This window comes from Nocardiopsis xinjiangensis YIM 90004 (genome assembly GCF_000341145.1).
Classification (GTDB): Bacteria; Actinomycetota; Actinomycetes; order Streptosporangiales; family Streptosporangiaceae; genus Nocardiopsis; species Nocardiopsis xinjiangensis.
Map to the genome: position 1 here is coordinate 40,335 of NZ_ANBE01000014.1, position 24,678 is coordinate 65,012.

21 protein-coding genes and 1 pseudogene are annotated in these 24,678 nt (G+C 70.7%); 16 read left to right on the top strand and 6 right to left on the bottom strand.

Translation table 11 applies throughout. The annotated features are described in order from the left end of the window. Positions 1-36: 36 nt before the first annotated feature. Both D473_RS0108820 and D473_RS0108825 read right to left on the bottom strand, forming a co-directional pair. Positions 37-474, bottom strand: a complete 438-nt coding sequence (locus D473_RS0108820; protein ID WP_017608711.1) for a ferritin-like domain-containing protein — start codon at positions 472-474, stop codon at positions 37-39. 37 nt (positions 475-511) lie between these two features. Further along, positions 512-982, bottom strand: a complete 471-nt coding sequence (locus D473_RS0108825) for a hypothetical protein (protein ID WP_017608712.1) — start codon at positions 980-982, stop codon at positions 512-514. Positions 983-1,350: 368 nt separating this feature from the next. Here D473_RS0108825 and rimP point away from each other — a divergent pair, with 368 nt between their 5' ends. From rimP to D473_RS0108875, 11 genes are all read left to right on the top strand, one after another. Then, entirely contained in the window at positions 1,351-1,824 is a 474-nt protein-coding gene (rimP, locus tag D473_RS0108830; RefSeq protein WP_017608713.1) for a ribosome maturation factor RimP, read from the top strand. A 24-nt stretch (positions 1,825-1,848) separates the two neighbouring features. Beyond that, entirely contained in the window at positions 1,849-2,862 is a 1,014-nt protein-coding gene (gene nusA, locus D473_RS0108835) for a transcription termination factor NusA (RefSeq protein WP_017608714.1), read from the top strand. A gap of 28 nt (positions 2,863-2,890) precedes the next feature. Continuing rightward, positions 2,891-3,205 carry a YlxR family protein gene (locus D473_RS26460; protein ID WP_083917940.1) on the top strand — a complete coding sequence of 105 codons (315 nt, stop codon included), beginning with the start codon at positions 2,891-2,893 and terminating at the stop codon, positions 3,203-3,205. A 214-nt stretch (positions 3,206-3,419) separates the two neighbouring features. Next, positions 3,420-6,269 (top strand): translation initiation factor IF-2, encoded by a 2,850-nt coding sequence (gene infB / locus D473_RS26465; protein ID WP_026126763.1) that lies wholly within the window; start codon positions 3,420-3,422, stop codon positions 6,267-6,269. Positions 6,270-6,382: 113 nt separating this feature from the next. Beyond that, positions 6,383-6,688: a DUF503 domain-containing protein gene (locus D473_RS0108845; protein ID WP_017608716.1), complete on the top strand. Its 306-nt coding sequence runs from the start codon at positions 6,383-6,385 to the stop codon at positions 6,686-6,688. Then, complete coding sequence (gene rbfA / locus D473_RS0108850) at positions 6,681-7,118, top strand: 30S ribosome-binding factor RbfA (RefSeq protein WP_017608717.1); 438 nt, start codon at positions 6,681-6,683, stop codon at positions 7,116-7,118. Before D473_RS0108845 ends, rbfA begins: the two co-directional genes overlap by 8 nt. A gap of 115 nt (positions 7,119-7,233) precedes the next feature. Continuing rightward, positions 7,234-8,121 (top strand): tRNA pseudouridine(55) synthase TruB, encoded by an 888-nt coding sequence (gene truB, locus D473_RS0108855; RefSeq protein ID WP_017608718.1) that lies wholly within the window; start codon positions 7,234-7,236, stop codon positions 8,119-8,121. Between the two features lie 127 nt (positions 8,122-8,248). Then, positions 8,249-9,196 carry a bifunctional riboflavin kinase/FAD synthetase gene (locus D473_RS0108860; protein WP_017608719.1) on the top strand — a complete coding sequence of 316 codons (948 nt, stop codon included), beginning with the start codon at positions 8,249-8,251 and terminating at the stop codon, positions 9,194-9,196. 234 nt (positions 9,197-9,430) lie between these two features. Next, positions 9,431-9,700: a 30S ribosomal protein S15 gene (rpsO, locus tag D473_RS0108865; protein WP_017608720.1), complete on the top strand. Its 270-nt coding sequence runs from the start codon at positions 9,431-9,433 to the stop codon at positions 9,698-9,700. Positions 9,701-10,030: 330 nt separating this feature from the next. Next, complete coding sequence (locus D473_RS0108870; RefSeq protein ID WP_017608721.1) at positions 10,031-12,346, top strand: polyribonucleotide nucleotidyltransferase; 2,316 nt, start codon at positions 10,031-10,033, stop codon at positions 12,344-12,346. A 159-nt stretch (positions 12,347-12,505) separates the two neighbouring features. Then, on the top strand, positions 12,506-13,840 hold the full coding sequence (locus tag D473_RS0108875; RefSeq protein ID WP_017608722.1) for a M16 family metallopeptidase: 1,335 nt from the start codon (positions 12,506-12,508) through the stop codon (positions 13,838-13,840). Here the strand turns inward: D473_RS0108875 and D473_RS0108880 are convergent. Both D473_RS0108880 and D473_RS0108885 read right to left on the bottom strand, forming a co-directional pair. Continuing rightward, positions 13,816-14,349: an Hsp20/alpha crystallin family protein gene (locus D473_RS0108880; RefSeq protein WP_017608723.1), complete on the bottom strand. Its 534-nt coding sequence runs from the start codon at positions 14,347-14,349 to the stop codon at positions 13,816-13,818. The genes D473_RS0108875 and D473_RS0108880 overlap by 25 nt on opposite strands. 61 nt (positions 14,350-14,410) lie before the next feature. Further along, positions 14,411-15,997 (bottom strand): BCCT family transporter, encoded by a 1,587-nt coding sequence (locus D473_RS0108885; RefSeq protein WP_275040644.1) that lies wholly within the window; start codon positions 15,995-15,997, stop codon positions 14,411-14,413. 507 nt (positions 15,998-16,504) lie between these two features. On the opposite strand from D473_RS0108885, the gene D473_RS0108890 reads away from it, so the two are divergent. The 4 genes from D473_RS0108890 (at position 16,505) to D473_RS0108905 (ending at position 21,140) form a co-directional block, all read left to right on the top strand. Then, positions 16,505-17,569, top strand: coding sequence for a polyprenyl synthetase family protein (locus tag D473_RS0108890; RefSeq protein ID WP_017608725.1), 1,065 nt, complete (start codon positions 16,505-16,507; stop codon positions 17,567-17,569). Next, on the top strand, positions 17,566-19,074 hold the full coding sequence (gene crtI / locus D473_RS0108895) for a phytoene desaturase family protein (protein ID WP_017608726.1): 1,509 nt from the start codon (positions 17,566-17,568) through the stop codon (positions 19,072-19,074). The genes D473_RS0108890 and crtI overlap by 4 nt, the downstream gene beginning before the upstream one ends. Next, a complete protein-coding gene (locus tag D473_RS0108900; RefSeq protein ID WP_017608727.1) occupies positions 19,071-20,018 on the top strand; it encodes a phytoene/squalene synthase family protein in 948 nt (315 codons plus the stop codon). Before crtI ends, D473_RS0108900 begins: the two co-directional genes overlap by 4 nt. A gap of 66 nt (positions 20,019-20,084) precedes the next feature. Beyond that, positions 20,085-21,140 carry a DUF5914 domain-containing protein gene (locus tag D473_RS0108905; RefSeq protein ID WP_017608728.1) on the top strand — a complete coding sequence of 352 codons (1,056 nt, stop codon included), beginning with the start codon at positions 20,085-20,087 and terminating at the stop codon, positions 21,138-21,140. Here D473_RS0108905 and D473_RS0108910 read toward each other — a convergent pair. After that, positions 21,056-22,645: an FAD-dependent oxidoreductase gene (locus D473_RS0108910; protein ID WP_083917941.1), complete on the bottom strand. Its 1,590-nt coding sequence runs from the start codon at positions 22,643-22,645 to the stop codon at positions 21,056-21,058. The genes D473_RS0108905 and D473_RS0108910 overlap by 85 nt on opposite strands. Next, complete coding sequence (locus D473_RS0108915; RefSeq protein WP_017608730.1) at positions 22,642-23,430, bottom strand: class I SAM-dependent methyltransferase; 789 nt, start codon at positions 23,428-23,430, stop codon at positions 22,642-22,644. Before D473_RS0108915 ends, D473_RS0108910 begins: the two co-directional genes overlap by 4 nt. Before the next feature lie 62 nt (positions 23,431-23,492). Between D473_RS0108915 and D473_RS25615 the strand changes: the two are divergent. After that, positions 23,493-24,643: pseudogene (locus D473_RS25615) on the top strand (lycopene cyclase family protein). The last annotated feature ends 35 nt before the right edge of the window (positions 24,644-24,678 follow it).

A 24,678-nucleotide genomic window follows, 5' to 3' on the forward strand; every position in this document is an offset into this window, starting at 1 on the left:
GCTGTGCTCGGGGCGCGTGCGCACACGCCCGGGACCTCAGCCGCCTTCGAAACCGGGCAGGGAGTCCAGCTCACCGCCCCACTCCAGAGCGCGCACCGTGGCCTCCTGCAGCAGGCGTGCGCCCGTCGTGCGCAGGTCCGTGTCGTCGGCAGCCGTCAACCACAGGGCGGCCCGCGCGCACGTGTTCTCCACCCCGACCGCGAAGTCGTCGAGGGTCTCGCCGTCCCTGCCCGAGGGCAGCGGGTACGTGGGTTCCACGGCCGGGGGAGAGCCCTCCCGGTCCAGCATCGCCTCACGCAGCTCGGCGCGTGTCACCTTGTGCTCGCTCGCCAGCGCCAGCCCGTGGGAACGCCGGTCCTCGTCACCGGCCGAGCCGCCCACGAACTCGTACGCGTACACCGCAGCGTTCTCTGCCCGCAACGCCTCCGCCAGCGCCGACACCGCGTCACCGGCGGCCTCGGACCCTTCGCTCATCCGTCACCGCTCCTCACCGTTCGTGCTCCGTTGGTGCTCACGCGTCGTCGAGCAGGTACGCGTGCCCCGCCTCGCACGCGCCGACCGATCCGATCAGCTGTGCCAGGCCCCGGTCGGTGACGGCCGCTGCCTGATCGGACCGCGCCCCCGCAGCCGCGGCCTCCATGGCCCGGAGCGCCGCCGGCGACGGTGCCTCGGCCAGATCGGGGTCCTCGTCCGCGGGCACGGGCTCCGGCGAGCCCTCCTCCGTCGGCGGGGTGGGCTCGGCGTCCTCGGGCAGGGCCTCCGTCAACGCATCCAGGTGGGTGCGGTGGTTCTCCGACACCCGTGCCAACAGGTCCGAGGGGCCGGACCCCTCCACCAGGGCGTGCTCGTACCGCACGAGCATGCGTTCCTTCTCCCGCAGGAGTGAACGCAACACGTGTTCGTCCGGGGTCGTGTCCGAGGGATACCAGTCCACGGTGCCGCATCCCGCGACGGCGGCGACCGAGGCACCGGCCACCGTCATCCCCAGGAGCGCACGTCTGCTGACACCATCCGCTGCCCGGCCCACTCGGTCTCCTCCCCGTCGTTCCCGTTCCATCTTTCCACGCCCCCGCGCAGGGCCAGGACAGGCAAGAGCCCCGGCACGCAGGCGATCGGGGCCCATCGGAGCACGCGTCGACGCGCCCCGGCCACGGACCGCGACCTGGCAGCTCTCAGGAGTGGATACCCTGTGCAGCACAGCCGCCGTCGCACGCGATGCGCGGCAGGTTCGCATTCCCCCCGGGAAGCGGGCCGATTCGTCGCAGACTACGTACAGAGCTGGACCGCCCCGATCACAGGCCACCAGGCCTCGCGGGCGGAATTTCGCCGTTGTGAGGGGCAGAACACGACATGGGAGCGCAGGAGCGTGACGAGCGCATCGTCGAGCTGCTGGAGCCGGTCCTGGCACAGTCCGGACTGGACCTCGAAGGGATCGAGCTGACCCCGGCCGGCAAACGCCGGGTCCTGCGTGTGACCGTGGACTCCGACGACGGGGTCGGCCTGGAGACCATCGGTGAGGTCTCGCAGGAGGTATCCACCGCCCTGGACGCCTCCGACGTCATGGGCAAGACGCCCTATGTCCTGGAGGTCACCTCACCCGGAGCCGAGCGCTCGCTGACGCAGCCCAGGCACTGGCGCCGTTCCCGGGGCCGGATGGTCAAGGTCCACCTCGCCGAGGGGGGACCGGTCACCGGCCGTGTCGTCGACTCCGACGAAGAGGGCGCCACCCTGAAGGTCAAGGGTCAGCCCCGGACCTATGCCTACGCCGATATCGCCAAGGCCAAGGTCCAGGTGGAATTCCGTCGCGACGACGCGGCGGGCTAGAGGGGGAGCCCCGTGGACATTGACATGAGCGTCCTTCGCAGCTTGGAGCGCGAGAAGGACATCGCGGTCGAGTTGGTGGCCAAGGCCATCGAGGACGCACTGCTGATCGCTTACCACCGCGAGGAGGGCAGCGACAAGCGCGCTCGCGTGGAACTGAACCGGTCCAGCGGGCACGTGACCGTCTGGGTCTCCGAGACCGGGGAGGAGAACGAGGTCGTCGGCGAGTACGACGGCACTCCCACCGGGTTCGGGCGCATCGCGACCTCCACCGCCAAACAAGTCATCCTCCAACGCCTGCGCGACGCCGAGGACGAGCTGACCCTGGGTGAGTTCGCGGGCCGTGAGAACGACATCGTCTCCGGGATCATCCAGCAGGGCAAGGATCCCCGCAACGTCCTGGTCGACCTCGGCAAGGTCGAGGCGGTCCTGCCCCCGCAGGAGCAGGTCCCCACGGAGGAGTACGTCCACGGGGAACGGCTGCGCTCCTACGTGGTGCAGGTCCGCAAGGGCCACCACGGCCCGTCGGTCACGCTGTCGCGCACCCACCCCAACCTGGTGCGCAAGCTCTTCGAGCTGGAGGTCCCCGAGATCGCCGACGGCACCGTCCAGATCTCCTCGATCGCCCGCGAGGCCGGTCACCGCACCAAGATGGCGGTGCACTCCAACCGGGGCGGCGTCAACGCCAAGGGTGCCTGCATCGGTCCGCTCGGCAGCCGTGTCCGCAACGTCATGGCGGAACTGCACGGCGAGAAGATCGACATCGTCGACTCCTCCGAGGACCCCGCGGAGTTCGTCGCCAACGCCCTGTCGCCGGCACGCGTGAACTCGGTGGAGATCCTCGACCTGGCCGCGCGTGTGGCCCGTGTCGTCGTGCCCGATTACCAGCAGTCCCTCGCCATCGGCAAGGAGGGACAGAACGCCCGGCTGGCCGCGCGGCTCACCGGGTGGCGTATCGATATCCGTTCGGACGCCGAGCCCGAGGGCGAGGGCGTGGGCGAGATCGCCGACCCCTCCGACGTACCCCCGTCGGCGGGCTGATCGGATCGTACCCATGCCCGGACACGATATGGTGGATGGAGACGGTCCCGAGCACCCCGTGCGTACGTGCGTCGGTTGCCGTGCCCGTGCCGCGAAGGCAGATCTGGTGCGGCTCGTCAACGACAACGGTCGCGTCACGCCCGACACCCGGGGAGGGCTGCCCGGGCGCGGCGCTCACCTGCATCGGGACCGGCGCTGTCTGGAACTGGCGCAACGCCGTCGAGCCTGGTCGCGGGCCTTCCGCACCGCGGTCCCCCGGGGAGTCGGCGCGTGGGACGACTCACGCGTGGCGGCTCTTTTCGGCCCGGACCCGTGTGACTCGCCGGATCACGAATCCGGTTAGGGTGGGAATGTCTGGGCCGGTCTCAGGGTTGTTATGACCGAGGTCGGCGAAACGGTGCTGCGTGGGCATGCAGAACCGGCCCATTGTTGTGTAGCGATGAGGAAGCAGGTCGAGATTGCGATGAGCGCCTGATGAGTACGCAGCGATGAGTAGTAACTCAAGCTAACGACGGTCCGGTACGTGCCCAGCCCCGGACCGAAGCTGAAGGAGAGTAGTGGCGAAGGTCCGGGTATACGAACTCGCCAAGGAGTTCGGCGTAGAGAGCAAGGTCGTTCTGGCCAAGCTCAGTGACATGGGCGAATTCGTCCGTTCGGCATCCTCCACGATAGAGGCTCCGGTCGTACGACGCCTGAAGGAAGCCTTCAACGAATCCGGTGACGGCGGCGGCAGCGGCGACAGCGGTGCCGAGGCCAAGAAGAAGCCTGCCCCGAAGCCGGGTCCCAAGCCCGCGCCGCAGGGCGAGGCCCCCAAGCCCGCCCCGAAGCCGGGCCCCAAGCCCGCGCCGAAGCCGGGTCCCAAGCCCGCGCCGCAGGGTGAGACCGAGGCCCCCAAGGGTGAGGCCGCCAAGCCCGCCCCGAAGCCGGGCTCGCAGGGTGGCCGTCCCCAGAACGGTGAGCAGCGCGGTCGTGGTCCGAAGCCGGGACCGCGCTCGGGCGGTCCCCGTCCGGGCAACAACCCGTTCGCCTCCAACGCCTCCGGCATGGGCTCCAACAAGCCCGGGCCCAAGCCCGGTCCGCGCTCCGGCGGCACTCCGAAGCCGGGCCCGCAGGGCGGTGGCGAGCGTGCCCCGCGTCCCGGTGGCAGCGCTCCGAAGCCGGGGCCGCGTCCCGGGCCTCCCGCCGGTGCTTCCGGTGGTGCCTCCGGTGGTGCCTCCGGTGGTGCCCCGCGTCCCGGTGGCGGCGCTCCGAAGCCGGGGCCGCGTCCCGGGGGTCCGCGCCCCAGCCCGATGAACATGCCGGCCTCGCGCCCGACCCCGCCCCCGGGCGGCGGCCGCGGTGGCGGTGGCGGCCGTCCCGGCAGCGGCGGTGGCCGCGGACGTCCCGGAGCCCCTGCGGGCCAGCGTCCGGGCAGTGGCGGCGGTGGCGGTCGTCCCGGTGGTTTCGGTGGCCGTCCCGGCGGTCGTGGCCGCGGTGGCGGTACCGCTGGTGCGTTCGGTCGTCCCGGTGGTCGTCCGGGCCGTTCCCGCAAGTCCAAGAAGCAGCGTCGTCAAGAGTTCCACGACCTTCAGGCCCCGTCCTTCGGCGGCGTGAAGATCCCCAGTGGGAACAACCAGACGATCCGTCTGTCGCGGGGCGCCTCGCTCTCGGACTTCGGTGACAAGATCGACGTCAACCCGGCGTCGCTGGTCCAGGTCATGATGCACCTGGGCGAGATGGCCACCGCGACCCAGTCCTTGCCGGACGAGGCTCTCGTCCTGCTCGGCGACGAGCTCAAGTACAAGGTCGAGGTCGTCAGCCCCGAGGACGAGGACCGCGAGCTCCTGGAGTCCTTCTCCATCGACTTCGGTGAGAACAGGGGCAGCGACGAGGACCTGCGTCCGCGTCCGCCGGTGGTCACCGTCATGGGTCACGTCGACCACGGTAAGACCCGACTGCTGGACACCATCCGCAAGACCAACGTCGTCAGCGGCGAGGCCGGCGGGATCACCCAGCACATCGGTGCCTACCAGGTCGCCACGGAGGTCGACGAGGAGGAGCGCAAGCTCACCTTCATCGACACCCCTGGCCACGAGGCGTTCACCGCCATGCGTGCCCGTGGTGCGAAGGCCACCGACATCGCCGTGCTGGTCGTGGCGGCCGACGACGGCGTCAAGCCGCAGACGGCCGAGGCCATCGACCACGCCAAGGCGGCCGAGGTGCCGATCGTGGTCGCGATCAACAAGATCGACGTCGAGGGCGCAGACCCGCAAAAGGTCCGCTCCCAGATGACGGAGTACGGTCTGGTCGCCGAGGAGTTCGGTGGCGACGTGCAGTTCGTCGAGATCTCCGCCCTCAAGGGCGAGAACATCGACGCCCTGCTGGAGTCGGTCGTGCTGACCTCCGACGCGGCGCTCGACCTCAAGGCGAACCCGGAGATGGAGGCCCAGGGGCTGGCCATCGAGGCCTACCTCGACCGCGGTCGAGGTTCCATGGCCACCGTCCTGGTGCAGCGAGGCACGCTCAACGTCGGTGACTCCATCGTCTGCGGCGACGCGCACGGCCGTGTGCGGGCCATGCTCGACGAGCACGGCCAGAACGTGCAGAGCGCCGAGCCGTCCCGTCCGGTGCAGGTCCTGGGTCTGACCAACGTGCCCAGCGCCGGCGACAACTTCCTGGTGGTCAAGGACGACCGGGTCGCGCGGCAGATCGCCCAGCAGCGTGAGGCGCGCGAGCGCTTCGCCCAGCAGGCGCGTTCGGCCCGTCGGGTCACCCTCGACACCTGGCAGGACCACCTCAAGGAGGGCGAGCGCTCCGAGCTGCTCCTCCTCATCAAGGGTGACACCTCCGGTTCGGTCGAGGCGCTCGAGGAGTCGCTGCTCAAGATCGACGCCGGCGGTGACGAGGTCAGTATCCGCGTCATCGGTCGCGGTGTCGGTGCGATCACGCAGAACGACATCAACCTGGCGACGTCCGCCGATGCGATCATCGTCGGCTTCAATGTTCGGCCCGAGGGCAAGAACAGCGAGCTGGCCGACCGCATGGGTGTGGACATCCGGTACTACTCGGTCATCTACCAGGCCATCGACGAGGTCGAGGCCGCTGTCAAGGGTCTCCTCAAGCCCATCTACGAGGAGGTCCAGCTCGGCAGCGCCGAGATCCGCGAGGTCTTCAAGGTGCCGAAGATCGGCAACATCGCCGGTTCGATCGTCCGCAGCGGTCTGATCCGCCGCAACGCCAAGGCACGCGTCATCCGCGAGGGTGTCGTCATCTCCGAGAACCTCAACGTGGAGTCCCTGCGCAGGTTCAAGGACGACGCCACCGAGGTCCGCGACGGCTTCGAGTGCGGTATCGGTGTCGGCTACAACGACCTCAGGGTCGAGGACGTCATCGAGACCTACGAAATGAAGGAGAAGCCCCGCGACTGATCGGGAGCAGGGCGTACTCCGGGCTCGCACGGAGCCCGAATCCGTGAGGGGCCCCGGCCGGCACACGGCCGGGGCCCCGCCTTTGACGGTTCACACACACCACGGGTGATCACTTGTACGTTGGGGCGCTGACTCTGGACGTCCTCCTCGGTGATGTCCATTCGCTCAAACAGAAACGTTCGCTGGTCCGTCCGATCCTGTCCGAACTGCGCCGGAAGTTCTCGGTCGCGGTCTCGGAGGTGGGTGATCAGGACCTGTACCGGCGGGCCAAGATCGGTGTGGCGGTGGTGGCACCATCGGCTGCCCACACCAGGGACCAGATGGACAGCTGCGAATGCTTCGTCGCGGACCGTCCCGAACTGGAGCTGCTGTCCGCCAGGCAGCGGCTCTTCAACGAAGAGGAAGAAGACGATGGTTGACGCCGCACGTGCGCGCAGGATCGCCGACCGCATCCAGCGCATCGTCGCCGAGATGCTGGATCGGCGTATCAAGGACCCGCGCCTGGGTTTTGTCACCGTGACCGATGCGCGCATCACCGCTGACCTGCGGGACGCCACGGTGTACTACACGGTGTTCGGCAGCGACGAGGAGCAGGTCGCCTCCGCTGCTGCTCTGGAGAGCGCCAAGGGCGTGATCCGCAGCGAGGTGGGCCGCCAGACCGGGATCCGCCACACCCCCTCCCTGACCTTCGTCATCGACGAGGTGCACGAGAACGCCCAGCACATCGAGCAGCTGCTGGCCAAGGCACGCCGCGAGGACGAGGAAAAGGCCGAGCAGGCCGCCGACGCCAGCCCGGTGGGCGAGGCCGACCCGTACAAGGCTCCCCGCGAGCCCGAGGACGAGGACTAGGGACTGCTCGGCGGACACCGCTTCCCCGCTGCGCGACGGGAGGCGTCCACCGAACAGACCCGGACAGGACCGGCGGCGGCCCCGTGCCGCCGTCCTTTCTTCGATGAGGAGCACCATGGCCGACAGCGGTGTCGTGGTCGTCGACAAACCCGCCGACTGGACCTCGCACGACGTGGTCGCCCGCACCCGCCGTCTGGCGCGCACGCGCCGCGTCGGACACGCGGGGACGCTGGATCCGATGGCGACCGGGGTGCTGGTGCTGGGCATCGAGAAGGGCACCAAGCTCCTCGGGCACCTGACCCTCACCGAGAAGACCTACGAGGCGACCTTCCGTCTGGGGCTGAGCACCAACACCGACGACGCCGAGGGCGAGTCCGGTGAGCGCCGTGACGCCTCGGGCGTCACCGAGGAGGGGGTGCGGTCCGCGGTCGCTCAGCTGACCGGGACCATCCAGCAGGTCCCTCCGCAGGTCAGCGCGATCAAGGTGGACGGGAAGCGGGCCTACAAGTCCGCCCGTGAGGGCAAGGAGGTCGCTCTCGAGGCCCGGGAGACCACCGTGTCGGAGTTCGACGTCACCGAGGTGCGACGTGTGGAGGCCCCCGAGGGGGCTTTCGTCGATGTCGACGCCGTGGTGACCTGCTCCAGCGGTACCTATGTCCGTTCGCTGGCCCGCGACATGGGCGAGGACCTGGGTGTGGGCGGGCACCTGACCGCTCTGCGCCGTACCCGTGTGGGCCCCTACGATCTGGCGCAGGCGCGTACCCTCGACGAGCTCGCCGAGGAGTTCACGCAGCTGCCCCTGGCGCAGTCCGTGGCCGCAGCGTTTCCCGTGCGGACCTTGGACGAGGGTGAGACCGCGCGGATCCGGCACGGGAACCGGATCGGCCCCAGCTCCCTCGGGGAGGGCCCGATCGGGCTGTTCGCCCCCGACGGCACCGTGGTCGCCTTGGGTGAGAACCGCCCGGGTCACATGAAACCCGTCGTGGTCTTCGCCCCGGCCTGAAACGGGACTCATGGTCCCGGATCCTCTGGCTGGAAGGTGGTTCGCCCGGGGCCGTATGTGCCGGACGGAAGCGCGGGCGTGGCACGCTTGGGGACGACCTTCACGCAGACGAACAAGGGGACCGATCGTGCGCCGATGGGACGGGCTGGAGAGTATCCCCTCCGGGTGGGAGCGCTCGGTGGTGGCAGTGGGTGTCTTCGACGGGGTGCACTGCGGGCACCGCGCCATCGTCGGGACCGCGGCCGAACTCGGCCGCGAACTCGGGTCGTCCGTGGTCGCGGTGACCTTCGAGCCGCACCCGCAGGCCGTCCTGCGCGGCACGGGCCCGTCCGTGCTCACCCCGGTGGACCGGCGCGTGGAACTGCTCGGGCGGAGCGGGGCCGACGCCGTCGTGGTCCTGCCCTTCACCGAGGAGCTCTCCGCGCTCTCCCCCGAGGAGTTCGCCCGTCATGTCCTCGTGGAGCACCTGCACGCGGCGGCCGTCGTCGTGGGTGAGGACTTCCGGTTCGGCCACCGCGCCGCCGGCACCGTCGCCGCGCTCCGCGGCCTCGGTGCCGAACACGGTTTCACCGCCCACGGGGTGCCCTTGGTCTCCGACGACGGCGGCCCCGTCACCTCCACACGTGTGCGCGCTCTCCTGGCCGAGGGCGACGTGGCCGGCGCCGCCGAACTCCTGGGCCGCCCCCACCGGACCGAGGGCCACGTCGTGCACGGGGCCGCACGCGGGCGCGAGCTGCTCGGGTTCCCCACCGCGAACCTGGACCTGGCCCCCGGTACGGCCGTGCCCGGTGACGGGGTCTACGCCGGGTGGATGACCCGCCTGGGCGCCGCTCCGGAGGAGGACCGGTGGCCCGCCGCGATCTCGGTCGGCACGAATCCGACCTTCGACGGCGCCGAACGCACGGTCGAGGCCTACGCACTCGACCGCGACGACCTGGAGCTCTACGGGGTTCCCGTGGCGGTCGAGTTCACCGTGCACATCCGCGGCCAGGAGCGCTTCGACTCCGTGGACGAGCTCGTCCACGCCATGAACCGCGACGTCGACCGTTGCCGGAAGGTCCTCGTCGGCGGGTGAGGCCCGTGCCACCAGCGCGCTCCGCCCGAGCACTGTCCGCGCTGCGGTAAGATCGAGACGTTCACGTGTGCCCCCCATGGCGTTATCGGCCGGGGGAAGCGGATCACTCGGCCCGATCGGCGCCGGGCCGTACGCACACGCGACGGTGACTGTTCGTACGCGCGGTCACCGTGTCCGGATCCGAGGCCCGAGCCCCGGAGCTCTCCCGCGTACCGAATCACGAGAAGGAGCGACGTGTCGATCGACGCCGCCACCAAGCAGCAAATCATCAAGGAGTACGGCACCACCGAAGGTGACACCGGCTCCCCCGAGGTCCAGGTCGCTGTGATGACCCACCGGATCACCAAGCTGACCGAGCACCTCAAGACCCACAAGCAGGACCACCACACCCGTCGTGGCCTGCTCCTGATGGTCGGCCGCCGCAGCCGTCTGCTCAAGTACGTTGCGAAGCAGGACATCAACCGTTACCGCTCGCTCATCGGACGTCTGGGCCTGCGCCGGTAGGACGTGAGCACCGAGTCCGGAGCGAGCACCGGGCCCAGGTGTGTTGTGGGAGGGAGTGGCCGCGGCCGCTCCCTCTTTGTTAGTAAGGTGTTGTAAGGCCCGCCCCGGTGGGCCGCGTCGTTTCGCACACGACGCTGAACACGCCCGTGATCTGCTTCCTCGGCCGCAGAGTCGAGGCCGGTCCTCGGTAGTGGTCCCCGGCGCACGCCGCCGAGGACTTCGATCGATGACCGGTCGTCATCAACTCCGGGGCACGGACACGGGCACCGACCCGAGATGTCGGCGGGCACTGTGCCCGCCCGACGCCAAGCGTGTAGTAGGAGGTCGCCCATGGAGGGCGTTTACTCAGCCGAAGCCGTCATCGACAACGGCAGTTTCGGTACCCGTACCATCCGTTTCGAGACCGGGCGTCTGGCCCGCCAGGCCGCCGGTTCGGCCACGGTCTACCTGGACGACGAGACCGTCGTCCTGTCGGCCACGACCGCCTCGAAGCGCCCCAAGGACAACCTCGACTTCTTCCCCCTGACGGTGGACGTCGAGGAGCGCATGTACGCCGCCGGCCGCATCCCCGGCTCCTTCTTCCGTCGTGAGGGCCGGCCCTCCGAGGACGCCGTCCTCACCTGCCGCCTCATCGACCGCCCGCTGCGCCCCTCCTTCAAGAAGGGCCTGCGCAACGAGATCCAGGTCGTCGAGACGGTCCTGGCCCTGCACCCCGAGCACCTCTACGACGTCGTGGCCATCAACGCCGCCTCGATGTCGACGCAGATCTCCGGGATCCCCTTCTCCGGCCCCATCGGCGGCGTGCGCGTCGCCCTCGTCGAGGGCCAGTGGGTGGGCTTCCCGACCCACGCCGAGCTGCAGAACGCCACCTTCGACATGGTCGTGGCCGGCCGTGTGCTCGAGGACGGCGACGTCGCCATCATGATGGTCGAGGCCGAGTCCACCCCGCAGACCCTGAAGCTGGTCTCCGACGGCGCGGTGGGCCCCAACGAGCAGACCATCGGCGAGGGCCTGGAGGCCGCCAAGCCCTTCATCAAGGTCCTGTGCAAGGCCCAGGCCGCGGTCGCCGAGCAGGCCGCCCGCGAGACCGGCGAGTTCCCGATCTTCCTCGACCACGAGGACGACGTGTACGAGGCCGTCGAGGGCTCCGTCCGCGAGGACCTGTCCCAGGCGCTCACCATCGCCGACAAGCAGGACCGCGAGAACAAGCTCGACGAGGTCAAGAACGGGGTCGCCGAGCGGCTGGCCGAGCAGTTCGAGGGGCGCGAGAAGGAGATCGGCGCCGCCTTCCGTGCGCTGAGCAAGCAGCTCATGCGCGAGCGCGTGCTGCGCGACCAGGTCCGTATCGACGGTCGCGGGCCCAAGGACATCCGCCAGCTCAGCGCCGAGGTCGGCGTGCTGCCGCGGGTGCACGGCTCCTCCCTCTTCGAGCGCGGTGAGACCCAGATCATGGGTGTCACCACCCTGAACATGCTGCGCATGGAGCAGACGGTCGACACGCTCAACCCGGACAAGACCAAGCGCTACATGCACAACTACAACTTCCCGCCCTACTCCACCGGTGAGACCGGCCGGGTGGGTTCGCCCAAGCGGCGCGAGATCGGGCACGGTGCCCTCGCCGAGCGCGCCCTGCTGCCGGTCCTGCCCTCGCGTGAGGAGTTCCCCTACGCGATCCGCCAGGTCTCCGAGGCGTTGGGCTCCAACGGTTCCACGTCGATGGGTTCGGTCTGCGCCTCCACCATGTCCCTGATGGCGGCCGGCGTGCCGCTCAAGGAGATGGTCTCGGGCATCGCGATGGGTCTGATCTCCGAAGGAGACCAGTTCGTCACGCTGACCGACATCCTCGGCGCCGAGGACGCTTTCGGCGACATGGACTTCAAGGTCGCCGGGACCCGGGAGCTGATCACCGCGCTGCAGCTGGACACCAAGCTCGACGGCATCCCCGCCGAACAGCTGAGCCTGGCCCTGCAGCAGGCCCGCGGCGCCCGCCTGGCCATCCTCGACGTCATGCAGGAGGCCATCGAGCGTCCGGCCGAGATGAGCCCGAATGCTCCGCGCATCCTGACCGTCCAGGTCCCGACCGAGAAGATCGGTGAGGTCATCGGCCCCAAGGGCAAGATGATCAACTCGATCCAGGACGACACCGGCGCCGACATCACCATCGAGGACGACGGCACGATCTACATCGGTGCCACCGACGGTCCCTCCGCCGAGGCCGCCCGGGACACCATCAACCAGATCGCCAACCCGACGATGCCCGAGGTCGGCGACCGCTACCTGGGCACGGTCGTCAAGACGACCACGTTCGGTGCCTTCGTCTCGCTGCTGCCCGGCAAGGACGGTCTGCTGCACATCTCGCAGATCCGTAAGCTGCACGGCGGCCAGCGCATCGAGAACCTCGACGACGTCATCGGCATCGGCGAGAAGATCCAGGTCGAGATCCGCGAGATCGACGACCGCGGCAAGCTGTCGCTGGTCCCGGTCGAGGTCGTTGAGTCCGAGGCCGCCAAGTCCGACGGCGAGTCCGCCGACAACGGCAAGGGCGAGGACAGCGCCAAGGACAACGGCAAGGACGACGGCAAGGACGACGACTCCGCGCCGCGCCGTCGCCGCCGTCGCAGCACGAGCCGCTCCGAGAACACCTGATCGAGGGTGTCCTGAGGGCATGACGCCACGGGGGCGGCCGTATCCGGAAAGGATGCGGCCGCCCCCGACGCGTACGCTCGACGGCGCCACGCCACGGGCCACCGGACCACGCGGCGCCGGGCCCCGCACGATTCCCCCGCGACACGAAGAAGAGGTTTCATGAGCTCTGTGCCCATCGCAGCCGAACAGGAGCCGGGCTCGACCGTGACCCTGCTGGAGCCCACCGGCGGTTCCGGACTGGTCCAGCGCACCGTGCTGCCCGGCGGCCTGCGTGTGCTCTCCGAGAGCGTGCCCGGCGTCCGGTCGGCGGCGTTCGGGATCTCGGCGACCACGGGCTCGCGCGACGAGGACGCCGCACACGCGGGTTCCGCGCACTTCCTGGAGCACCTGCTCTTCAAGGGCACCCCGCGGCGCTCCCCGCTGGACATCGCAGCCGAGCTCGACAGTGTGGGCGCCGACCACAACGCCTACACCACTAAGGAGCACACCTGCTACTACGCGAAGGTGCTCGACCGCGACCTGCCCCTGGCCGTGGACGTCATCGGTGACATGGTCGCCAACTCCACCCTCGACCCGGAGGAGGTGGAGACCGAGCGCGGGGTGATCCTCGAGGAGATCGCCATGTACGAGGACGAGCCCGCCGACCTGGTCGACGACGTCTTCGCGGAGAAGTTCTACGGGTCCTCACCGCTGGCCCGCCCCATCCTCGGCACCATCGACACCATCCGGGCCCTGCCGCGCGAACGCATCATGGAGCAGTACCGGGACGCCTACGTGCCCGGCGAGCTCGTCGTCACCGCCGCAGGCAGCCTGGACCACGCAGAGGTCGTGGAGCGGGTGCGGGAGATGTTCGCCGGCCGGCTCGCCGCCGCGGGGGACGCCCGCCCCTCCCGTCCGCGTCCGACCGAACCCTCCGTCCCCGTGTACGGAGGGACCGTCCTGCGCTCCCGTGAGACGGAGCAGGCGCACCTGTTGATGGGTATGGAGGGGATGACCCGGCTCGACCCGCGCTGGTACGCTCTGAGGCTTCTCAGCGCCGCCCTGGGCGGGGGTATGTCCTCGCGCCTGTTCCAGGAGGTGCGGGAGAAGCGCGGCCTGGCCTACGCGGTGCAGGCCTTCCACATGTCCCACGCCGACACCGGGTCCTTCCAGATCTACGCAGGCTGCCTGCCCGAGAAGATCGACGAGGTCATCGGGGTGTGCCGCGATGAGCTCGCGAAGGTCGCCTCCTCCGGCCTGACCTCTGAGGAGCTCGGCCGCGCCAAGGGCCAGATCCGGGGCGCGATGGTGCTCGGCGGCGAGGGCACCAACGCCCGCATGGGGCGCATCCTCTCGCACGAGCTGAACCAGCCGCGCCACTTCTCGGTCGATGAGGACCTGGCCCGTCTGGAGGCCGTCACCGACGCCGACGTCGCCGAGGTGGCCGCCGACCTGCTCAACCGTCCGCGCGCGCTCGCAGTCATCGGTCCCTACGACGAGGGCCGTGAGTTCTGACCGGACCCGCCGAACGAGAACGGGGCCCNGCGCTGGCCCCTGGGGCGCCCGCGCTTCTTGATCGTGATCTCCTGGGGGCCGCCGGTGTGGGCCGCGCCGTGCACGACGACCTCCAGGAGGCCGTCCCCGTAGGCGGCCTCGATGTCGTCCTCCTCGACGCCTTCCGGCAGGCTGATCTCCCGCCGGAACGACCCCATGAAGCGCTCGGACGTGTAGTACACCGCGCTCTCGGTCTCCTCGCGGTGCCGCTCGCCGCTGATGACCAGGACGCCGTTCGCGAGACTGACCGCGACGTCCTTGTCGTACGTTCCGGGCAGCTCGCACCGGACGATCAGATCGGTCCCCTTGGCGAGGATGTCCGTCGCCGGGCTCCAGGCGTCGGCGAACCCGCGTTCGCGGTCACCCGCCTGTGTCGTCTCGATCGTGGAGATCGAGTCGGACATCCGGTTCATCTCAGTGATCATGTCCGCCACCCCGTGGAAGGGGTTGCTGAACTTCCTCGATGCCACTGTTCCCTCCTTTCCTCGGTCGCCGCCATGTGCCGGCCGTGTCTTGGTTCCGTTCGGGTCCTCAGTCCTCGACCGGCTTGCCGCTCAACCGGTCCTCGGCCCGGCTGCGCTTGGGGGCCCCGGGCCGGGCTTCGGTCCCCAGCCCCTTGAACAGGCCCGCGAGCATCAGAATGATGACGATGGCGAAGGGTAGCCCGGTGGTCACCGATGCTGCCTGGAGCGCGGACAATGCGTCCTCGCCCCCCAATGTCAACAGGATGAGCGTGACCCCGCCGAGGGCGACCGCCCAGAATCCGCGCTGGACCTTGGGGGCATTGCGGGAACCCCCGTTGGTGAGCATGTCCACCACCAGCGAACCGGAGTCCGCAGAGGTGATGAAGAAGATCGCGACGATGACGATGAGGAAGGCGGCCGCGACGGTGGCCACCACTCCACCGATCGGTAGGAGGTCCAGCAGGTGGAACGCTGCCTCGGACTCGTCGCCGTCGGCGAAGCCGCCGCCCTCGAAGAGGTCGTAGTAGAGCCCGGAGCCGCCGAACACACCGAACCAGAGGATACCGACCGCGGTGGGAGCGAAGAGCGCACCCATGATGAATTCGCGGATGGTGCGGCCGTAGGAGATACGGGCCAGGAAGATCCCCACGAAGGGTGCCCAGGAGATCCACCATCCCCAGTAGAAGACGGTCCAGGCCTGTGTCCAATCGGCGGCCAGGGAATCGAACGCCGGGTTCGGGAAGGACAGGCTCCACGGCACCACGTTTGCGAGGTATTCGCCCGCACCGGTGGTCATCGTGCTCATGATCCACAGCTTCGGGCCGACCAAGAAGACGAAGACCAGGAAGATGAACGCCAGCCACAGGTTGATCACCGAGAGGCGGCGCAGTCCCTTGTCGATGCCCGACAGCACGCTGAAGAGCGCGATGGCGGTGATGGTGGCGATGATGATCGCCTGGACGGCCTCGTTGAAGGGGACCCCGAAGACCGAGTTCAGGCCTCCGTTGATCTGCAGTGTGCCCAGACCCAGCGAGGTCGCCATGCCGAAGATGGTGCCGAAGACGGCCAGGATGTCGACCAGGTTGCCGGGCCAGCCGAAGGCACGGTCACCGATGAGCGGGTACAGGGCCGACGCGGGGCGAAGCGGCAACCCCTTGCGGTAGGCGAAGTAACCGAGCGAGACACCGAGTGCGATGTAGACGGCCCAGGGGTGCAGCCCCCAATGGAAGAAACTCAGGGCCAGGGATTCGGTGGCGCCCTCGGGCGGGGGTGTCTGCCCCTCGGGAACGGCGAGATCGGCCGAGCGGGGCCCGTGCAGGTGCTGGATGGGTTCAGCGACCCCCCAGAACACCAGACCGATCCCCATGCCGGTGGTGAACAGCATGGCGAACCAGGCAACCGTGCCGAACGCGGGTCGTGAGTCGTCGGGCCCCAGGCGGATGCTGCCGTAGCGGCTGATCATCAGGAAGAGCGCTGTGCCGACGAAGAAGGTCGTGGACAGGACGTAGACCCAGCCGAGCTTCTCGCCGATCCAGTTCCGGGTGTTCTCAGTGGCCTCCAGCATGGGGTCGGTGAAAATCACGCCTACGAGGATGAAGGCGAGGATCACGACCCCGGAGACCCCGAAGACCAGGGGGTTCGTATTTTCTCTTATGTATGTGCGCAGGGATGAGATGGTGGCTCCTTCCCAGCCCCGATCGGTGTATGGATCCCTTGAACGGGTCGTCTGGTAACAGGCCGGCCTGCTGCCGGCAGAGCTTGTGGTCCGCAGGGATCGTAGATCCCCTGCTCTCAGACGTAAAGTGCGAGGTGGAACGCGGAGTGTTCGTAATTTGACCGACATGACCCCGGGTCCGCAGTGCCTCACTCCCCGGGACGGCAGAGGGACGCCGTACCCGTTTCCCGACCGGCCGGAGCCCGGGCCGGGGCGTCGCCGTGCGCTGGAACGACGGTAACGGGTGCCCTCCGTGGCCCCCATGGAGGTGAGGAGTCCCTCACCCTGGGCACGGACTTGGGCGTCACCGTGGTTCGCAACACGATGTCGCGTGTGGCCGGTGCGATAGTTCGACCCACGGAGAACCTCCGGGCAAGCACCCGGACGAGGAGTTTGGGGACGCTCATCGTGAAGGTCAGGGAAGGAAGCCCCGGGGCACCACGGCCGGTGCACCGTGGGGAGACGCGGGAAACCTTGGACCGCTTCCTGGGGCGTGCTCTCGACGAGCTCGTCTCGGCTGTGCGCGACCTGGACGCCGACTGCGCCGCTGAACTGGTCGTCCCGCTGGCCGAGTTCGCACGCGGGAGCGGACGGCGCATGCGCTCGGTCCTGGCCTGGTGGGGATGGACGGCCGGCGGCGGCACCGGCGAGGGCCACCGCGCGGACGCCGCCCTGCGCGCGTGCACGGCACTGGAGCTGCTCCACTGCTTCGCGCTGATCCACGACGACATCATGGACCGGGCCGGGCACCGGCGCGGTGCCCCTTCGTGCCACGCGGCCCACGCGCGGGCCCACCGCGACCGCGGCCTGCTCGGGGACCCCGGCCGCCACGGGGTCTCCATGGCGATCCTCGCCGGCGATCTGGCCCTGGTCCGGGCCGACGACCTGGTGGCCGATGCGCTGGAGGGGCTGCCGGGCGCCCGTGAGGCCCGCGGGGTCTGGCGGCAGCTGCGCTCCGAGATGGTCGTGGGGCAGTACCTCGACCTGAGCGCGCAGGCGCAGGGGGCGCGGGATGCGGGGACCGCCCTGCGGATCGACCGGCTCAAGACCGCCTCCTACACCGTCGAACGCCCCCTGCACCTGGGCGCGGCCATGGCGGGTGCCCCCGAGGGGACCGTCGCCGCTCTGCGTTCCTACGGGGCCGACGTGGGTGTGGCCTTCCAGCTGCGGGACGATCTCCGCGACGCCTTCGGCGCCCCCGAGGCCACCGGACGGCCCAACGGGGAGGACCTGCGAGAGGGCAAGGCCACCCTGCTCCTGGCGATGGGGACCGAACTCGCCGACCGCCGGGGAGACCGCCGGGCGGTGGAGACCCTGCGGGCGGTCGGCCACGAGGGAACCCCGGTGGCCGAGGCCGCTCGGGCCCTGGAACGGGTGGGCGCACGCGAACACGTCGAGCACAGATGCGCCGCGCTCGCCGGCTCCGGGATCGGGCACCTGGACCGTATCGACCTGCCACCGGCCGTCCGGGAGGGACTGGACGAGTTCGCCCGCGCGGCAGGAACGCCGTGAGCCGGGCACACGCCGCCACGGGGGCGGCCGGCCGCGAACGGGTCGTCGTGGTCGGTGCGGGGCTGTCCGGCCTGGCCTGCGCGCTCCACCTGGCCGGAGCGGGGTACGAGGTCGACCTGGTCGAACGCCAGGACCATCCCGGCGGCAGGGCCGGGCGCTTGGACATGGACGGGTTCCGCGTGGACACCGGGCCGACGGTCCTCACCATGCCCGAGCTGTTGGACGAGGCCTTCCGGGCGGTCGGGGACTCGGTGTACGAGAGGCTGGAACTGGTCCCGCTCCACCCCGCCTACCGGGCCTTCTACGCCGACGGTTCCTCGATCGACGCCCACACCGACCGGACACGGATGGCCGCCGAGGTGGCCCGGGTGTCCGGGCTGGAGGAAGCCGTCGGTTACCTGCGTCTGAGGGACTGGCTGACCCGGTTGTACGAGGTGGAGATGCGCTCGTTCATCGACGCCCAGTTCGACTCCCCGCTGGATCTGGTCGGCCCCGACCTGGCGCGCCTGGCCGCCATGGGCGGGTTCGGACGTCTGGCCCCGGCGGTCGGCCGGCACTTGCGGGACGAACGGTTGCGCCGCCTCTTCTCCTTCCAGGCCCTCTACGCCGGGGTCCCGCCCCAGCGGGCCTTGGCCGCCTACGCCGTGATCGCCTACATGGACACCGTCGCTGGTGTGTACTTTCCCGAGGGCGGCCTCCAGGCGGTCGGAGAAGCCATGGCCTCGGCCGCCGAGGAGGCGGGCGCGCGTGTGCAGTTGGGCACGTCCGTGCGGCGGTTGGAGAGGCACGGTGACCGGGTCGCCGCGCTGCACACCGACCGCGGTGAGCGCCTGCCGTGCGACCACGTCGTCCTCACCAATGACCTGCCCGACGCGCACCGCATGCTGGGGCACCGGCCGCGCCGCCCGGTCCCGCACCGCTACTCGCCCTCGGCCGTGGTGCTGCACCTGGGGACCGACCGCACCTGGGACCGGCTCGCGCACCACACCATCCTGTTCGGGCAGAACTGGGAGCGCACCTTCACCGAGATCATCGACCGCGGCACCACGATGAGCGACCCTTCGCTGCTGGTGACCCGGCCGACCCTCACCGATCCCTCGCTCGCACCGCCCGGACGGCACCTGCACTACGTCCTCGCCCCCGCCCCGAACCTGCGTGCCGGAGACATCGACTGGGACCAGGAGGGGCCGCGCTACCGGGACCGCATCGTGGCCACGCTCGAGAAGAGGGGATTGGAGGGGCTGGACGCCTCCGTGTGCGCCGAACGGCTGGTCACACCGGCCGACTGGGCGCGTCAGGGCATGGCGCACGGGACACCGTTCTCCCTCGCGCACACCTTCGCCCAGACCGGCCCCTTCCGTCCGCGCAACACCGTCGGAGGCACCTGCAACGCGGTCCTCGCGGGTTGCGGTACCACACCGGGCGTCGGGCTGCCCACCGTGCTCGTCTCCGGGAAACTCGCGGCGCACCGCGTCATCGAACGGTCGAGGCGGGGCAGAGGATGAGGGACACAGCTGGGGCCGAGCTCGACGCGGCCGGGATCGGACCGGTCCCGCTCCGGGACGACTACCTGCTCTGCCGGGAGCTGCACGCCCGCCACGGACGGACCTACTTCACGGCCACACGGGTGCTGCCCCCGTCCCGGCGCCCCTCCGTCCACGCGCTCTACGGGTTCGCGCGCTGGGTGGACGACATCGTCGACGAACCCGGCCCCGGAACGAGCACCGCGGACCAGCACGCCCGCCTGGACGCGGTCGAGGAGGACCTGCGGCGCGCGCTGGAGGGAGAGCAACCGCGGGAGGCGGTGCACCGGGCGCTCGCGCACACCGTCGGCCGCCACGCGCTGCCGAGCTCCTACTTCCGGGCGTTCATGCGCTCGATGCGTATGGACCTCACCGTCACCGCCTACACCGACCTGGGCCACCTGCGCGAGTACATGTACGGATCGGCGGCCGTCATCGGTCTGCAGGTCCTTCCGGTCCTGGGAACGGTCGTCCCCCGGGAGCAGGCGGCCCCGCACGCGGCGGCCCTCGGGGAGGCCTTCCAGCTCACCAACTTCCTCCGGGACGCCGCCGAGGACCTGCGGCGGGGCCGGGTCTACCTGCCCCAGGACGTGCTGGCCGCACACGGGGCCGACCGGTCCCTGCTCGAGCACTGCGCCCGCAGCGGCACGAACGACCGGCGTGTGCGCGCCGCCCTGGCCGAGATGGTCCAGGTCAACCACCGGCTCTATGACCTGGCCGAACCGGGCATCGCGATGCTCGACCCGGTGTCCAGGCCGTGTGTCGCCACGGCTTTCCGGCTGTACCGGGCGATCCTGGAGGAGATCCGGGCCGCCGAACACGACGTGTGGAGGACCCGCCACGGCGTCTCCGACGCACGCAAGACGGCCGCCGCCGTGCCCGCCCTGGCGCGGGCCCTCTGGGCACGCGCGCTCTCGCGCCCCTGAGGCAACCGACGCCCCCGGCCCCGTCACCGCGCCGACAGGGCCCCGCGACCGCTCCGAGGAGCCGCCATGACACTGCCCGACCCCGCCCCGCGCCGTTACCCGCTGCGCCGCCTGCCTCCGGGGGCCTGGGCCGACCAGAGACCGACCTGGCGGGAGGCCGTGCCCGCGCGCATCGGTGCCGCACTCGACCACGCCACCGCGCTGCCCTCGGGCAACTGGTACGTCCTCGCCGCGAGTGAGGAGATCCGCTCGGACCGTCCCTTCGGCCGCCTCGTGGCAGGCAACGAGGTCGTGGCCTGGCGCACTGCGGACGGCGGAGCCCACGCCGGGCCGGGGGCCTGCCCCCACTTGGGGGCCCCGCTGTGCCGGGGCGCGGTCGACTCCGGGCGGGTGGTGTGCCGCTGGCACGGCCTCTCCCTCGGCCCCGAGGGGTTCCCGGGCTGGAGCCCCTACCCCGTGCACGACGACGGGATCCTGCTCTGGGTGCGCCTGGACCACCTGGGAGGCGAGGAACCGCTGGACGAACCCGTGCTCGCCGAACGCCCCCCGGCCGGGCACAGCATCGCCGCGGTCGCGAGCATGGCCGGCAGGTGTGAACCGCGGGACGTCGTGGCCAACCGTCTCGACCCCTGGCACGGTTCCTGGTTCCACCCCTACAGCTTCGTGGCTCTGCGTGTGGAGGAGGTGTCCGGACAGAGCGGCCCCGACCCCACACGGATGGTCGTCCAGGTCGGATTCAAGGTGATGGGCCGGTGGGGCGTACCCGTCCGCGCCGAGTTCAGCTGCCCGGAGCCGCGCACGGTCCTCATGCGCATCATCGAGGGCGAAGGGCTCGGGAGTGTGGTCGAGACCCACGCCACGCCCCTGGGCACGGACGCCTACGGTGTGCCGCGCACAGCGGTGGTGGAGGCCACCGTCGCTGCCTCCGAACGGGCCGGCTTCGTGCTGGCCCGCCGGGTCGCGGGGGCCGTGCGCCCCTTGATGCGCATGGCGTCCCGAAGGCTGTGGCGGGACGACCTCGCATACGCCGAACGGCGTCACCTGCTCCGGTCGTCCGCGCGTCGGCCGGATCCGGGGCCGGAGCCGCGTGAGGCCCGCGCGAGGGCGCGTGAGGGCGCGTGACGGCCGCGGAGGGGCGCACTCCACACGGGGTGGCCCCGCTCCCCCCACCCGCCCAGGAGTGTGTTGGCCGCCAGGATCCCGCTGGTGGCCGCACGTTCCATGAGCGCCACGGGCAGATCCACACGCACGTGGTCGCCGGCCATTACGAGGCCCGGATCGGGTGTGGTGATCCCGCACCGGCGCACGTGCCCGCCCGGTGGGAAGAGGGGGCAGTCGGCCCGCAACTCGTGGCGCGAGTCCACGGCCACGGCCCCGTCCAGTTCCGGGTACACCGACACGGCCTGGCGCCAGAGGTGGTCCCGTTCGGCCTCCTCCGAGCACCCTTGCGGCAGGGCGTAGGCGTGCAGCTCGACCACCGAGCCGCCCGTGCGCGCGGCCCACCGCGCGGCCTCGTCCTCGTACCGGTCGAGGACACTGATGTTGTCGAGCGTGGGGTGCCCCCCGGTACCGAGGAAGGCCTGCCGGTGCCCGCGCACGGGACGGTCGAGCCAGTAACGCGAGACGAGGAAGGGCGGAGCGGTGCGCACACCTGTCGCCCGCTCGCGCCACTCGGGGGTGCCCAGGCTCGGGGAACGCTCCACGAGCGCGGGGAGCGAGGCCGGGTCGGTGGCCAGCACGACACCGTCGAAGACCTCCTCGCGGGGGATGGTCCCGCACTCCCACGACACCGAGTACCCCGGGCCTCCGAGCGGCTCGACGCCGCACACGGACGCGCCCGTGTGCACCGCCGTGCCCAGCTCCGACAAGCGGGTCTCCCACGGGTCCCACAGGGCCCGGGGGAAAGGCGACCGGGGCACGTCGAAACGCAGCCCCTCGGAGGAGCCGAGAAAGTACAGGTGGAACATCACCGCCATCTCCGCGGCCGAGAGCTGTTCGGGGGCGGAGAAGAAACTCCGGCTGAAGACCTCGAAGGCCAGGTGCCGGGCGTCGCCGGGGAAACGGGCCAGGTCCAGGAGCTCACGCGCGCTGCGGTGGCCGAGCCGCTCGTGCACCTCGGGCAGCTGCACGTCCAACAGCTGCAGTGTCGCCGGGACGTTGACGCCGGCCAGCTGCCGGACCGGGAAGCTCCGGCTCGTGGCGGCCAGGGCGAAGGCGTTCCACGGGGGAGTGGTGGGCAGCCCCGAGAAGCGGTCGGCGTGGCCGGCCCGGTGGACCAACGGGTAGTCCTGCAGCTGCACGAACGAGGACAGACCGGGATCGGCGCGCCGCAGCAGCGCCCGCAGGTTGTAGTACTGGCGGAAGAAGGCGTGGAACCCGCGGCTCATCGTGGCCGTGCTCCCGTCCGCCAATGTCGTCTCCCAGCCGCGCAACCGGCCGCCGAGGCTCGGTTCGCGCTCGAGGACCACGACCTCGACCCGGCGTTCGGCCAGGCAGGTCGCGGCGGCCAGACCGGCCACACCGCCGCCCACCACGGCCACTCGCGGCACCCGGTCCGGGCGCGGTCCGCCCGGTTCCGGCGCGGGGATCCGGCATGCCCTCGTGTCCCTCACCTCGGCGCCGCTCATGCCCGTCCTGCCGCGGCCGCTCCGGTCCTCGTCGGAGGCGCGGGCGGACGGCGCCCGGTGAACGTGTGTGTGATGCCGTACTGCCAGCCCGGCAGCGGGGCCGACCGCACCATGTCCAGGCCGCTGCGCCGCATACGGTCGAGCAGCCCCTCGCGGCCGTCGAACTCCCGCACGCTCCGCCACAAGTACCGGAAGAGGTCCGAGCGCCCTGTCAGTGCCCGGCCGGCGGGGATCACCACGCCCCAGCACACCGCCGACCACGCCCATCCGGCCGGCGCCGAGTCCGCGACGGAGTACTCGTGCAGGACCAACCGGCCGCCCGGGCGCAGCACGGAACCGACCGCCGCCAGGAACGCGTCCGGGTCGGGCACGTTGCGGATCAGGTAGGCCGCGAAGACCGCGTCCGCCGGTCCGCCCAGGTGCGCCTCCACCCACGCCGGGGTGAGATCCTGCGCCCGGGCACGCTGGAAGCAGACCCCTTCGGGCCACCGTTTGGCCCGCGCCGCGTCGAGCATCCCCTGCGAGGAGTCCACACCCAGGACCCTGGACCGCGGCGCCGCACGCAGGAGCGCGGCCGTGGAGGCCCCCGTCCCGCACCCGAGGTCCAGTACCGACAGCCCGCGTCCCGAGTCCGGCAGGGCCAGCCGCCGCGCGGAGACACGCAGATCGCGGTGGTAGCCGGGGTTGGCGGCGACCAGGCGATCGTAGGCGGAAGCGGCGTGGTCGAACTCCTCGGTGACCGTGCCGAGTTTCATGGCGCTCGTGTGTTCGGACAAGGCCGTCATGGTCCTCCCGGAGTGTCGCGTCGCACCTGCGCTCCCCGGGCCGCTGGGCCATGCTGGGAGGCATGCCCGACTACGACCTGGTGATCGTGGGTGCGGGGGCCGCGGGCCTCAGCTTGGCCCATCGTGTGACCGGAATCAACGAACGACGGGCGCATCCTCTGCGCAGCGCACTCGTCGAACCGCCACCGGGCCCCCGCACCCCGCCGCCACGCACATGGTGTTTCTGGGAAACCGACGGCGGCCCCTGGGACCACCTGCTGACCGCCCGGTGGGAGGACCTGTCGGTGATCGGCCCGGACGGGACCGAACACCGGTCGCCGGCCGCCCCGTACGTCTACAAGATGCTCCGCTCGGCGGACATGGAGGCCCACGTCCGGGGGCGGGACGGCCACAACCGCGACGACCTCCGGCTCATCGCCGGGTCCGTGGCGGACGGCCCCGACCACGCCACCGTCACGGCCCGGACCCCGCAGGGGCGGACGGTGCACCTCACGGCCCGCTGGGTCTTCGACTCACGGCCGGTCCTACCGTCGGAGCGCGGGCGCACACGGCTCCTCCAGCACTTCCGAGGCTGGTTCGTGCGCGCCCGCCCCGGAACCTTCGACCCGGGATCGGCGGTGCTCATGGATCTGCGCCCGCCCCAACCGCAGCGCGGGGTCTCCTTCGGTTACGTCCTGCCCCTCTCCGACCGTGAGGCCCTCGTGGAGTACACCGAGTTCGGACGCGAGGCACTGAGCACACAGGAGTACGAACGGGCCCTCACCGATTACTGTGCCCTCACCGGACTGGGTGAGGTGGAGGTGCTCACCTCCGAGCAGGGGGCCATCCCCATGACCGACGCCCCGTTCCCGCCCCGGGCCGGGCACAGGGTCTTCCGTATCGGCACGGCGGGCGGAGCCACGCGCCCCTCCACCGGTTACACCTTCAGCGGGGTGTGCCGCCAGACGGCCGCCNGATCATGCTCAGGGCGCTCGACCGCGGACGGGTGCGCGGCGACGACTTCTTCGCCCGGCTGTTCGCCGCCAACCGGCTCGCCGACGTGCTGGCCTTCCTCGACGGGGGAGGACACCCCGGACGCGAGCTCCTCATGGGCCTGAGGACCCCGGTGGCGGCCATGTCGCGCACGGTCCTCGAACACACCTGGCACGGTCTCGGCGCGAGACTGCGGGGCCCTGTCCGCGGTGGACGGCGTTCCGGCGGACCACCGGTGTGAGAGCGCTCGGCGCCACCGTGCCGAGGTGTTGACCG